Here is an 11,910-nt window from a genome sequence, read left to right as displayed (position 1 = left end):
CCCCGGCGTTCAGTCCTCCGCGCGGGTGTTCAGCTGATGCAGCAGCCGGGCCAGTTCCGAGATCTCCGCGCGGTCCCAGCCGGCGAGCTTGGCGACATAGCGTTCGCGGCGGACGTCCCTCACTCGGCGGAACCGGGTCAGACCTTCTTCGGTGAGCCGTACGAGTGACGCCCGGCCGTCCGCCGGGTCGGGCTCCCGGACCACCAGGCCCAGCTCCTCAAGGGCGCGGAGCTGGCGGCTCATCGTCGCCTTGCCGACGCCGAAATACCCCGCGAGATCGGTGGCGCGCAGCGAGCCCGACTCCTCAAGCCGGACGAGAAGACCGTAGGCGGCGGCCTCCAGATCGGGGTGGAGTTGACGGGCCATCTCACCGGCCGAGGCCCTGGCGCGGCGGTGGAAGACGGCCAACTCCCTTTCCAGTGCGAGGAATACCGGATCCGCCCCGCTTTCCTCCCGGGCTTCGACCTCGCTTCCCGTACCGCTTCCGTGCACGTCAGCACCCCTCGTACGCTTTCCGAATCCTGAAAGTTTCCGCCAACGGCACCGATAGCCGCAGCTCGTTAAGTATTTCGCAGGCATAGACCAACGGCGGCACTTCGCTCCCCTTCCCGGGCGGGTTTCTCCGCGCGTAGCGTCCTATATGACATGCCCACACCATATTGCTCCATCGCGGTATGTCGGTTCATCGTCATATCCCCCCACCGAAGGTCTTCAGAGGCACGCTATGTCCGTGCACAGATCCGGAACGACCGTTCCCCTCAGCTCGTCGGGGAGACCCCGCCGCTCGCTCCTGGCGACGGCCGGCGCTCTCCTCGCGGTCCTCTCCCTCCTCCTCACCCTCCCCGGCCCGGCCGGCGCCTCCGAGGCCCCGCCCCGGGGCTCGGCCCATCTGGGCATCGGGGTCATCGAGCACGACGGCCAGGGCGGCCTGCCGCCGGAAAGCCGCGTGGCCCAGACGGAAGGCGTCGACGTCGCCAGCCACCAGGGCAACGTCGACTGGCCGACCCTGTGGAACAGCGGGGTGAAGTGGGCCTATGTGAAGGCCACCGAGGGCACCTACTACAAGAACCCCTACTTCTCGCAGCAGTACGACGGCTCCTACGGCGTCGGAATGGTGCGGGGCGCGTATCACTTCGCCACCCCCGACACCACGAGCGGCGCGGCCCAGGCCGACTACTTCGCCGACAACGGCGGAGGGTGGGCCCGGGACGGCAGAACCCTGCCGGGGGCGCTCGACATCGAGTGGAATCCGTACGGCGACGCCTGCTACGGCAAGTCCCAGTCGGGGATGGTGACCTGGATCCGGGACTTTCTGAACCGGTACAAGGCCCGCACCGGACGGGATCCGGTGATCTACACCGCGACGAGCTGGTGGACGCAGTGCACCGGGGACTACGCGGGCTTCGGCGCGAGCAATCCGCTGTGGATCGCCCGCTACAACACCACCCCCGGGACGCTCCCGGCCGGCTGGAGCGCGCAGACGATGTGGCAGTACACCTCGTCCGGGCCCCACGTCGGGGACCACAACAAATTCAACGGGGCCCACGACCGGGTCGTGGCCCTCGCCAACGGCTGACCGCCCCACCCCGTCCTGGCGGCCGGCCGTCCCGGAACGGCCGCCCCGCGCTTCCCCCCTGGCCCGGGACCCGTATGCGGTTCAGGACCCGTATGCGGTTCAGGACCAGTGCGCGGGGCGGTCCAGTGCCGGCGGCAGCGAGGTGGCGGCGTCGCCGCGCGCCGCGTTCACCTGCGGCTGGGTGAGGAAGATGCTGCCGGTGAGATCGGCCCCCGACAGATCGGCGGCCCGCAGGTCCGCCCCGATCAGATCGGCCAGCCTCAGATCCGCGCCCCGGAGGTCGGCGGCGATCAGATACGCGCCCCGCAGGCTCGCGCCCCGCAGATCCGCGCCCTTGAGCCTGGCCCCCATGAGGTCGGCCCCCCTGCGGTCCTTCTTCTTCCGGCCGCCGCCCGCCCCCGCCCGGACCAGCTCACTCGTACGGAGCAGCAGGGTGTTGACCCGCTGCCGGTGGGCGGCGACATCGAGAGCGGCGAGGTCCTCGGGGCCGAGCAGCGTCAGGGCCTCGGTCCGGGCGAGCAGCGGCCGCAGCTCGGCGTGGAGGGAGCGCGCGGGGGCGAGGGTGAGCGCCTCGGTCAGATACCAGAGCAGTTCCTGGAGCTGCCGTACGACGGGGAAGACCTCGAACATCGAGGCCGCCGTCGCCGGGGAGCGCCGCCAGTCGGCGCCGCCGAAGGTGACCAGCGAGACCTTCTGGCCCGCGCCGAAGCAGTCGTAGACGGTGCAGCCGGTGAATCCGCTCGGCCGCAGCCGGGTGTGGATGCCGCAGCGGAAGTCCTCGCCGAGATTGCGGCACGGCTCTCCGGCCCTCTTGTCCACGGCGAAGTCCGCCGACGCGGAGAAGGGGAGGGCGACACAGCACAGGCCCGCGCAGTTCGCGCAGTCGGCCTTCAGCCCGTGCCCGGCCCGGGAGGCCCGGCCAGTGACCGATCCCATCGGCCCATTGTGCGGGCCCGCGCCCGCCGCCGGCCGCCGCCCCTCGCGGGGACGGCGGCCGGGACTCAGTGTCAGGCGGCCTCGGCGAGGACCGGCGCGGCGGCCGGGGTCAGGGCGATCTCCAGCACCTGGCGGACGTCCGTCACCGGGTGGATGTCCAGCTTCGCCAGGACCTCCGCCGGGACGTCGTCCAGGTCGGGCTCGTTCCGCTTGGGGATCACCACGGTGGTGATGCCCGCCCGGCTTGCGGCCAGCAGCTTCTGCTTCAGACCGCCGATGGGCAGCACCCGGCCGGTCAGCGACAGCTCACCCGTCATCGCCACGTCCGTACGCACCGGACGCCCGGAGAGCAGCGAGGCCAGCGCGGTCGTCATGGTGATGCCGGCGCTCGGGCCGTCCTTGGGGACCGAGCCCGCCGGGAAGTGGATGTGCACACCCCGGTCCTTGAGGTCGGCGACCGGAAGCTCGGTCTCCGCGCCGTGCGAGCGCAGGAAGCTGAGCGCGATCTGGGCGGACTCCTTCATCACGTCGCCCAGCTGACCGGTGAGGGTCAGCCCGGACGCGCCGGTCTCCGGATCGGCGAGCGACGCCTCCACGAAGAGGACGTCGCCGCCCGCGCCGGTCACCGCGAGTCCGGTGGCGACACCGGGCACGGCGGTACGGCGCTCGGCCGGGTCCTGGGCGGACTCGGGCACATGGTGCGGCCGTCCGATCAGGGCGCGCAGCTGCTCCGCGCCGATGGTGAACGGCAGCTCCCGCTCGCCCAGCTCGTGCTGTGCGGCCACCTTGCGCAGCAGCCTGGCGACGGCCCGCTCCAGGTTTCGCACGCCCGCCTCACGGGTGTACTCGCCCGCGAGCGCGCGCAGCGCCGACTCCTCCAGGGTGATCTCGGCGCTCTCCAGACCGGCCCGCTCCAGCTGGCGCGGGAGCAGATGGTCCCGGGCGATGACGACCTTCTCGTCCTCGGTGTAGCCGTCGAGACGGACCACTTCCATCCGGTCGAGCAGCGCCTCCGGAATGGCCTCCAGCACATTGGCGGTGGCCAGGAAGACGACATCGCTCAGATCGAGTTCGACCTCCAGGTAGTGGTCGCGGAAGGTGTGGTTCTGCGCGGGGTCCAGGACTTCGAGGAGGGCGGCGGCCGGGTCGCCCCGGAAGTCCGATCCGACCTTGTCGATCTCGTCCAGCAGGACCACCGGGTTCATGGAACCGGCCTCCTTGATCGCCCGCACGATGCGGCCGGGCATCGCTCCGACGTAGGTGCGCCGGTGGCCGCGGATCTCCGCCTCGTCGCGGACGCCGCCGAGCGCGACCCGGACGAACTCGCGTCCCATCGCGTGCGCGACGCTCTGGCCGAGGCTGGTCTTGCCGACTCCCGGCGGGCCCACGAGGGCCAGCACCGCGCCGCCGCGCCGTCCGCCGACCACGCCGAGCCCCCGGTCGGTGCGGCGCTTGCGCACCGCCAGGTACTCGGTGATGCGTTCCTTCACGTCCTTCAGGCCCGCGTGCTCGGCATCCAGCACGGTCTGCGCGCCCCGGATGTCGTACGCGTCCTCGGTGCGCCTGTTCCAGGGCAGTTCGAGCACGGTGTCGAGCCAGGTGCGGATCCAGGAGCCCTCGGGGCTCTGGTCGCTGGCGCGCTCCAGCTTCTCGACCTCCTTGAGCGCGGCCGTACGGACGTTTTCCGGCAGGTCGGCGGCTTCCACCCGGGCGCGGTAGTCGTCGGACTCCTCGCCCTCGCTCTCGCCGTTCAGCTCGCGCAGCTCCTTGCGGACGGCGTCGAGCTGACGGCGGAGGAGGAATTCGCGCTGCTGCTTGTCGACGCCCTCCTGGACGTCCTTGGCGATGGACTCGGCCACGTCCTGCTCGGCGAGGTGCTCGCGGAGCTGGTCGGTGGCGAGCTTGAGCCGGGCGACCGGGTCGGCGGTCTCCAGCAGCTCGATCTTCTGGGCGGTGGTCAGGAAGGGGGAGTAGCCGGCGTTGTCGGCGAGCTGGGAGACGTCCTCGATCTGCTGGACGCGGTCCACGACCTGCCAGGCCCCGCGCCGCTTCAGCCAGTCGGTGGCGAGCGCCTTGTACTCCGTGACCAGCTCGGCGAGCTGGCCGGGCAGCGGCTCCGGAAGCGTCTCGTCGATCCGGGTGCCCTCGACCCAGAGCGCCGCCCCGGGTCCGGTGGTGCCCGCGCCGATGCGCACCCGGCCGCGGCCCCTGATGAGCGCGCCGGGGTCGCCGTCGGAGAGCCGTCCGACCTGCTCGACGGTCCCGAGGACGCCGATCGCCGCGTACTTTCCGTCGACCCTCGGAACAAGGAGCAGCTCCGGCTTGCTGCCACCGGTGTGACCGGCCTGGGCGGCTTCCACCGCGGCCCTGACCTCGGTGTCGATCAGGTCGAGCGGCACCACCATTCCGGGCAGCACGACCTCGTCGTCGAGCGGCAGCACGGGCAGGGTGAGCGGTGTGAACGTCTGGGACTCAGCAGCCATGATCTCCCCTTAGGCAGTGAAGTTGAGCTATGTGGACTCAATGCACGGGAGCCTCCGGATGTTCCCGGACCTCCGTTCGCTGTGAGCGATCAGGTGGGCGGGTGGCCCGCGAGCGGCGTGAGGAGGCGCCGTGAACCGGGCGCGGGCCCGGCGGCGATAGAGCGGTCGTGAGATGGATCCGCCCCGCGCGGGCTGACACAGGAGACACGGACCCGGGACCGGTGGAGCCGGACCGCGACGACGCCGCGCTGTTACGGGCCGTGGCCCAGGGCGACGCGGACGCGCTGGCCACGCTCTACGACCGGCATGCGGGCTGGCTGCACACCCGGCTCAGCCGCCGCTGCGGCGATCCCGAGACCGTACGGGAGGTGCTCCAGGACACCTTCGTCGCCGTCTGGCGCTCCGCCGCTTCCCATCGGGGCGGCGAGGCGGGCGGCTGGCTCTGGGTGATCGCCGCCCGCCGGCTGGTCGACGCCCGGCGGGCGCACGCCCGCGCGGAGCGCCGGCCGCCCGTGCGGACGGCCGCCCCGACCGCGCCGTCCGCCGAGGACCGGGTGCTCGCCGGGCTGGAGTACGGCGATGTGGGAGCGGCCCTGGACCGGATCTCCCCCGAGCTGCGGGAGGTACTGCGCGCCACCGTCATCGACGGCCTCACCACCCGTGAGGCGGCCGGGCTGCTCGGGATACCCGAGGGCACCGTCAAGACCCGGGCCATGCGGGCCCGCCGCGAGCTGCGGGCCGCGCTGGCTCTGCTCGCACCCGACACATCCCCGCTGGGAGGCACGGCATGAGCGGCTGGCACGTGAGCGGGCCGCTGGCCGAGCGGTACGCGAGCGGCACGGCCGCCGAGGCGGAGACCTGGTCGCTGGAGAAGCACGTGGAGACGTGCGGACGCTGCGCCGCCTCGGTGTCCGCCGCCGTACGGGCGGGCGCGGCGGGCCCCGCGCTCGACGGGATCCGCGCGGCGGTGCTCGCCGAGGCCCGGCGCTTCCCGGCCCCGGTCCCGGGGCGGGCGGGGGAGGCGTCGCCCGCCGCCCGGAGGGTGTGGCCGGGAGGCCGCCGGGCCCGGGGGGAGGCGGCCGGCGCGCCTTCCGGGCCGCCGGGTCCGGGGGGAGGGCACCCGCCCGTGCCCGAAGGGCGGCGGAGGAGAGAGCGTGTGCCCGCTGCCGCGCGCCGGGCGGGGCTTTCGCGACGTGCCCCGTCCCGGGCCTCCCGGCCGGGCCCCGGCCCGCTCGCCCGGCTGCTGTGGGCGGCCGGTCCGGCGCTCCGCCCGTCCTGGCTGACCGCGCTGGCCCTGGTGCTCGGCGGCTCGCTGTTCCTGGCGTACGGGGTGGGCTACGACTCCACCCGGCCGCTGCTGCTCGCGCTCTCCCCCGCGCTGCCGCTGACGGGGGTGGCCATGTCGTACGGGCGGTACGCCGACCCGCTGCACGAGATCGCCGCCTCGACCCCCTCGGGCGGGCTGCGGCTGCTGCTCACCCGTACGGCGGCGGTGACGCTGGTGAGCGTCCCGGTGCTGGCGGCGGCGGGCGCGCTGCTGCCCCCGCCGGCCACCGAGGTGCTGAAGGTGCCGGGGCCCGCCGCCTGGCTGCTGCCGAGTCTGGCGCTGACGCTGGCGGCGCTCGCGCTGGGCTCCTTCGTGGGCTGCCGGTACGCCGCCCTGGCGGTCGCCGGGGTGTGGGCGGCGCTGACCCTGGCGCCCCGGCCGGGGAAGCCGGGGCTCCCGTTCTTCGTCACGGAGCTGCCGGAGTGGGTCTCCGGACCCTCCCCGCAGACCTGCTGGGCCGCCGCCGCCGTGGTGTGCGCGGGGCTGCTCGCCGTACGCCGCTCATCCTTCAATCGACTGGAGACGCTGTGACAGGGACGGGTGCGAGGGTCATGGGACTGACCGTCACCCACCGGAGGGCGATCGCGCTGGACAGCGTGGACCTGGACTTCGGTACGGGGGTGCACGGGCTGCTCGGCCCGAACGGGGCGGGCAAGACCTCGCTGATCCGGGTGCTGGCGACGGTCGCGGCACCCGCCGGCGGCCGGGTGGAGCTGCTCGGCCAGGACATGACGGCGCACCGGGAGCGGTCGCGGGTGCGGCGGCGGCTGGGCTATCTGCCGCAGGAGTTCGGTTTCTACCCGGGGTTCACGGTCCGGGAGTTCGTGGCCTACGTGGCCTGGCTCAAGGAGATGCCGGCCTGCTCGGTCGCGGACGCGGTGGAGCGGGCGGTGGAGAGGGTGGGACTGATGGACCGCATCGACGCCAAGGTGAAGACGCTCTCGGGCGGGATGGTCCGCCGGGTCGGCATCGCGCAGGCGATCGTGAACGAACCGGATCTGCTGCTGCTGGACGAGCCGACCACCGGTCTCGATCCGGAGCAGCGCGTCGATTTCAGAGCACTGCTCCGCGAAGTGGGCACCGCCTGCGCCGTCATCGTCTCCACCCATCTCGCGGAGGACGTCGCCGCCGCCTGCGAACAGGTCACGCTGATGGAGTCCGGCCGCGTCGCCTTCCGCGGCACGACCGCCGAGCTGAGAGAACTGGGCGAGGCCACCCCCCACGACGCGCCCGACGGCACGGTCAGCCCGATCGAGCGCGGCTACACGGCGGCCCTCCGGCTCCACCGCGCCTCCAGCTGGGACCCGGGCACGGCCCCCGATACGGGTTCCGGCTCCGGCTCGAAAGCGGGCCGATGACCTCCGTACCCACCTGGCGCGCCCACCCGGTCCGCGCCGAACTGCTGCGCGGATCCGCGCCCTGGGCGGGGGCCGCCGTCCTGGTGGTGCTCGCCGTGCCGCTCATCCTCACCGCGCACGAGTGGCAGGGCGGCTGGGCCCAGACCCAGGCCCTGCTGCGCAGCGTGCTCACCCAGCTCGCGGCCCCGCTGGCCGTCGCCGCCGGGTGCTGGCAGGGCCAGCGGGAGCACCGCCGGGGCACCCGGGAATTACTGCGGAGCGCGCCCCGCACCCGGCTGGCCCGGACGCTGACGGCGGCGCTGCCCACCGCGATCTGGACCTCCGGGGCCGCGCTGGCCGCCTCCGCCGGCGCGCTGCTCGCCTGCTGGCCGTACACGTCGGCGGGCGGCCCGGTGTTCTCCGCCGTCTTCGCCGACGCGGGCACCGTCGGCGCGCTGTCCCTCTTCGGCCATGTCGCCGGGGCGGTGCTGCGCTGGCGGCTGACGGCTCCGGTGCTCGCCCTCTGCACGCCCTTCGCCGAGCTGCTGCCCGTGATGTCTCTGTGGCCGATCCCCGACCGCCCGCTGAGCCCGGCCCCGGCGACGCCGATGCTTCAGACCTCGATCCCGGTGTGGTGGCAGCCCCTGGCGACGATCGTCTGGGTGGGCGGCCTCGGCGCAGCCGCGATCCTGCTGTACGCGGCACGCCGCCGCGTGTACGGCCTGCTGCCTCTGGCCGCGGCGCTCGTGGCGGCGACGGTCCTCGTCCAGGGCAGCGAGCACGCGTGGCGTCCCGACCCGCTGGCGTTACGTCTGGCCTGCGACGACACCGTCCGGCCCGAGATCTGTGTCTCGGGGGCGCACCCCGGGATGCTGCCGGAGGTGAGAAAGGCCCTCTCCGGTCTCACCGCCCGGCTGGAGGGGGTCGAGAACACCCATGTCCGCCTGGTGGACATCCACCAGAGAATGATGCAGGCCCACGTCACGACCCAGGGCGGCACCCATATACCGGAGCGCGACCCGGACGTTCTCACGATGCGCTCGGTCGCCCTGGTCGGCCAGGACGTGATCCGCGGCCGGCTGACCGACCCCGAGCAGTTCGCCTGGGACACCGCCCAGTCCCTCACCGGGGAGGCGATCTGGTGCGAGGCGCGCCGGAAGGACATGGAGGTCCACCGGATCGACCGGGCCGTCACCGAGTTCCTCGCCCCGAACCCCGCCGGGGCCGCCGGCCAGGACTGGAGCGGTCTCGGGTCGCCGTCGGCGCGGGACGGCGGAGAGCCGGGGGACCGGGAGGCGCTCGCCGCGGTCCTGGACCGGCTCAGGGCCATGGGCGACGAGGAGCGTCGGCGGTGGCTCTCCGAGTACTTCGCCTCCGCGCGCGGCTGCGAGTCGACCAGGGTGCCCGCGCTCTGAGACCGGCCGGGTATGCCGTCCGGGGGGGGGCGGCATACCTGGCCAAAACCGTTTGCCCTGCCCGCTTCCGGACACCAGCATGACCCCCACCGCCCCACCCCGGCCCGGAGGTCACCTTGTCCCTGAGCGTTCCCGTCGGCTCCGCCGACCCCGTCGATCCCGCCCATCCCGTCACCCTCGACCGGCGCGAGGGACCGTACGGGGAGGTCGTCCTGCGCCGCCGGGGCGAGCATCACGAGATCATCGCCAATGGCTGCTTCCTGATGGACACCTCCGACGGGCGCTCGGAGCGGCTGCTCATCGACGCCGCGCACGAGGCGCTGCGGGCGGCGGGCCGGGAGCGGCCCTCGCTGCTCATCGGCGGGCTGGGCGTCGGCTTCTCGCTGGCGCACGCGAGCGTCAATCCTCAGTGGCGACACATCGCCGTCGTGGAGCGAGAACAAGCCATCATCGACTGGCATCTGAGCGGCCCACTCGGCCGATTCTCGGCTTCCGCGCTCGCCGATCCGCGGAGCGTGATCCTCCGCACGGATCTGCTGACGCACCTCCGTGAGACAGAAGTCCGCTATGACGCGCTCTGTCTGGATATCGACAATGGGCCCGACTGGACGGTCACCGAGGACAACGAAACGCTCTACTCCCCGGCCGGACTCGCCTTGTGCCAGCGGGGGTTGACCCCCGGAGGGGTGCTCGCGGTGTGGTCCGCGCAGCCCTCCCCCGCTTTCGAAGAGACATTGCGGAATGCCGGATTCACCGGGGTAAGAACCGAAGAGATCCAGGTTGCCCGAGGCGTACCGGACGTGGTCCACCTCGCCGTCCGGTCCGCGTAGCCCGAAGTCTCCAACTGCCTTTACGCTGCTGAGCTACACAACTCTCACACCACAGATCTACCTAGCGCTGCGAGCACAGACAGCGCTTACAGGGGCGGGCGATGGAACAGACACACACCACCCACAACGGCGTGGCGGCCACGCCCGGCGCCCAGCGCAGAGTGCTGGTCGTGGAGGACGACTCGACCATCGTCGACGCCATCGCCGCCCGGCTGCGGGCGGAGGGCTTCCTCGTCCAGACGGCCGTCGACGGGCCCGCCGCCGTCGACGCCGCCGAGGCCTGGCAGCCCGATCTGATGGTGCTCGATGTGATGCTCCCCGGCTTCGACGGTCTGGAGGTCTGCCGCCGGGTGCAGTCCCAGCGCCCCGTCCCGGTGCTGATGCTCACCGCGCGGGACGACGAGACCGACATGCTCGTGGGACTCGGCGTCGGCGCGGACGACTACATGACCAAGCCGTTCTCCATGCGGGAGCTGGCCGCCCGGGTGCATGTGCTGCTCCGCCGGGTCGAGCGGGCCGCGCTCGCCGCCGTCACCCCGCGCAGCGGGATCCTGCGCCTGGGCGAGCTGGAGATCGACCACGCGCAGCGCCGGGTGCGGGTCCGGGGCGAGGACGTGCATCTGACGCCCACCGAGTTCGATCTGCTGGTCTGCCTCGCCAACACCCCCCGCGCCGTCCTCTCCCGGGAACAGCTGCTCGCCGAGGTCTGGGACTGGGCGGACGCCTCCGGCACCCGGACCGTCGACAGCCACATCAAGGCGCTCCGCCGCAAGATCGGGGCCGAGCGGATCCGTACCGTGCACGGCGTCGGCTACGCGCTGGAGACGCCGGCCCCATGAGGTGCCGCCCGGAGCAGCGGCGGCGCAGGGGCGTGTCCATCTCGATCAAGACCAAGCTCGGCACCCTGGTCGTCGTCTCGGTCTTCATCACCACCGGGCTGCTGCTCGTCGCCCTGGAGACCTCCACCGAGCTGCGTTTCATCACGGTCTTCTCGGTGATAGCCACCCTGCTGATCACCCAGTTCGTGGCGCACGGCCTGACCGCGCCGCTGGAGGAGATGAGCACGGTGGCGAAGGGGATCTCGCACGGTGACTTCACCCGCCGGGTGCGCGGCGCGGACCGGCGGGACGAGCTGGGCGACCTGGCCTCCACGATCAATCTGATGGCGGACGACCTGGAGGCGGTGGACCGGCACCGCAAGGAGCTGGTCGCCAATGTCTCGCACGAGCTGCGCACCCCGATCGCCGCGCTCCGGGCCGTCCTGGAGAACGTGGTGGACGGGGTCTCGGCGGCCGACCCCGAGACGATGCGCACCGCGCTCAAGCAGACCGAGCGGCTGGGCCGGCTGGTGGAGACCCTGCTGGACCTGTCGCGGCTGGACAACGGCGTCGTACCGCTGCGGGCCCGCCGCTTCGAGGTGTGGCCCTATCTCTCCGGGGTGCTGAAGGAGGCCAATCTCGCCGCGGGCCGGCGCGGGCTGGCGTCCGGCTCCGGGCGGCACACCCGTACGGACGTGCATCTGCATCTGGACGTGGCCCCGCCGGAGCTGACCGCGTACGCGGACGCCGAACGGCTGCACCAGGTGGTCGCCAATCTGATCGACAACGCGGTGAAGCACTCACCGGCACACGGCCGGGTGACGGTACGGGCCCGGCGCGGGGCGCAGCCGGAGTCGCTGGATCTGGAGGTCCAGGACGAGGGACCGGGCATTCCGGAGCAGGAGCGCCATCAGGTCTTCGAGCGGTTCAACCGGGGAAACGTCAGTTCCCCGCACGGAAAGGGGAGCGACGGCGGCACGGGGCTGGGGCTGGCGATCGCCCGCTGGGCCGTCGATCTCCACGGCGGGCGCATAGGGGTGGCCGAATCGGCTCGGGGGTGCCGCATCCTGGTCACTCTTCCGGGGATCCACCAAGCGCGGGGTTGACGTAAGGTTCGAGGCGGAAGCGAGCCTTCAGCCGAAAGATGATCAGGCCGGGGCCCCTGTGCGGGGGGACGGACCGGTGGAT

The 11,910-nt window shown here is 72.7% G+C and carries 11 protein-coding genes; 8 read left to right on the top strand and 3 right to left on the bottom strand.

Features of this window, described 5'->3' with window-relative positions; all coding sequences use genetic code 11:
- Positions 1-9 precede the first annotated feature (9 nt).
- Positions 10-492: a MarR family winged helix-turn-helix transcriptional regulator gene (locus IE247_RS12880; protein WP_190123188.1), complete on the bottom strand. Its 483-nt coding sequence runs from the start codon at positions 490-492 to the stop codon at positions 10-12.
- Between the two features lie 232 nt (positions 493-724).
- On the opposite strand from IE247_RS12880, the gene IE247_RS12875 reads away from it, so the two are divergent.
- Entirely contained in the window at positions 725-1,576 is an 852-nt protein-coding gene (locus IE247_RS12875) for a lysozyme (protein WP_190123187.1), read from the top strand.
- Between the two features lie 99 nt (positions 1,577-1,675).
- Here the strand turns inward: IE247_RS12875 and IE247_RS12870 are convergent, their stop codons facing one another.
- Entirely contained in the window at positions 1,676-2,512 is an 837-nt protein-coding gene (locus IE247_RS12870) for a pentapeptide repeat-containing protein (RefSeq protein WP_190123186.1), read from the bottom strand.
- A 71-nt stretch (positions 2,513-2,583) separates the two neighbouring features.
- A complete protein-coding gene (gene lon, locus IE247_RS12865; protein WP_190123185.1) occupies positions 2,584-4,995 on the bottom strand; it encodes an endopeptidase La in 2,412 nt (803 codons plus the stop codon).
- A gap of 221 nt (positions 4,996-5,216) precedes the next feature.
- On the opposite strand from lon, the gene IE247_RS12860 reads away from it, so the two are divergent.
- From IE247_RS12860 to IE247_RS12830, 7 genes are all read left to right on the top strand, one after another.
- Positions 5,217-5,786, top strand: a complete 570-nt coding sequence (locus IE247_RS12860; RefSeq protein WP_229869082.1) for an RNA polymerase sigma factor — start codon at positions 5,217-5,219, stop codon at positions 5,784-5,786.
- A complete protein-coding gene (locus IE247_RS12855) occupies positions 5,783-6,853 on the top strand; it encodes a zf-HC2 domain-containing protein (protein ID WP_190123184.1) in 1,071 nt (356 codons plus the stop codon). Before IE247_RS12860 ends, IE247_RS12855 begins: the two co-directional genes overlap by 4 nt.
- Positions 6,854-6,873: 20 nt before the next feature.
- Entirely contained in the window at positions 6,874-7,680 is an 807-nt protein-coding gene (locus tag IE247_RS12850) for an ATP-binding cassette domain-containing protein (RefSeq protein WP_190123183.1), read from the top strand.
- Positions 7,677-9,074, top strand: a complete 1,398-nt coding sequence (locus IE247_RS12845; RefSeq protein WP_190123182.1) for a hypothetical protein — start codon at positions 7,677-7,679, stop codon at positions 9,072-9,074. The genes IE247_RS12850 and IE247_RS12845 overlap by 4 nt, the downstream gene beginning before the upstream one ends.
- 116 nt (positions 9,075-9,190) lie before the next feature.
- Positions 9,191-9,904: a spermidine synthase family protein gene (locus IE247_RS12840; RefSeq protein WP_373305548.1), complete on the top strand. Its 714-nt coding sequence runs from the start codon at positions 9,191-9,193 to the stop codon at positions 9,902-9,904.
- A 101-nt stretch (positions 9,905-10,005) separates the two neighbouring features.
- Positions 10,006-10,743 (top strand): response regulator transcription factor, encoded by a 738-nt coding sequence (locus tag IE247_RS12835; protein ID WP_190123181.1) that lies wholly within the window; start codon positions 10,006-10,008, stop codon positions 10,741-10,743.
- Entirely contained in the window at positions 10,740-11,828 is a 1,089-nt protein-coding gene (locus IE247_RS12830; protein ID WP_190123180.1) for a HAMP domain-containing sensor histidine kinase, read from the top strand. The genes IE247_RS12835 and IE247_RS12830 overlap by 4 nt, the downstream gene beginning before the upstream one ends.
- Positions 11,829-11,910: the final 82 nt, after the last annotated feature.

The sequence above is a fragment of the Streptomyces inusitatus genome (genome assembly GCF_014651115.1).
Classification (GTDB): Bacteria; Actinomycetota; Actinomycetes; order Streptomycetales; family Streptomycetaceae; genus Streptomyces; species Streptomyces amakusaensis.
The sequence above is the reverse complement of the archived record's forward strand: the minus strand, read 5'-3'. Positions and strand labels throughout refer to the sequence as shown.

Bases quoted from the DNA above. Each gene is read 5' to 3' on its own strand.
- IE247_RS12875 (WP_190123187.1), top strand. From the start codon at position 725: ATGTCCGTGCACAGATCCGGAACGACCGTTCCCCTCAGCTCGTCGGGG.
- IE247_RS12870 (WP_190123186.1), bottom strand. From the start codon at position 2,512: ATGGGATCGGTCACTGGCCGGGCCTCCCGGGCCGGGCACGGGCTGAAG.
- lon (WP_190123185.1), bottom strand. From the start codon at position 4,995: ATGGCTGCTGAGTCCCAGACGTTCACACCGCTCACCCTGCCCGTGCTG.
- IE247_RS12855 (WP_190123184.1), top strand. From the start codon at position 5,783: ATGAGCGGCTGGCACGTGAGCGGGCCGCTGGCCGAGCGGTACGCGAGC.
- IE247_RS12850 (WP_190123183.1), top strand. From the start codon at position 6,874: ATGGGACTGACCGTCACCCACCGGAGGGCGATCGCGCTGGACAGCGTG.
- IE247_RS12845 (WP_190123182.1), top strand. From the start codon at position 7,677: ATGACCTCCGTACCCACCTGGCGCGCCCACCCGGTCCGCGCCGAACTG.
- IE247_RS12835 (WP_190123181.1), top strand. From the start codon at position 10,006: ATGGAACAGACACACACCACCCACAACGGCGTGGCGGCCACGCCCGGC.
- IE247_RS12830 (WP_190123180.1), top strand. From the start codon at position 10,740: ATGAGGTGCCGCCCGGAGCAGCGGCGGCGCAGGGGCGTGTCCATCTCG.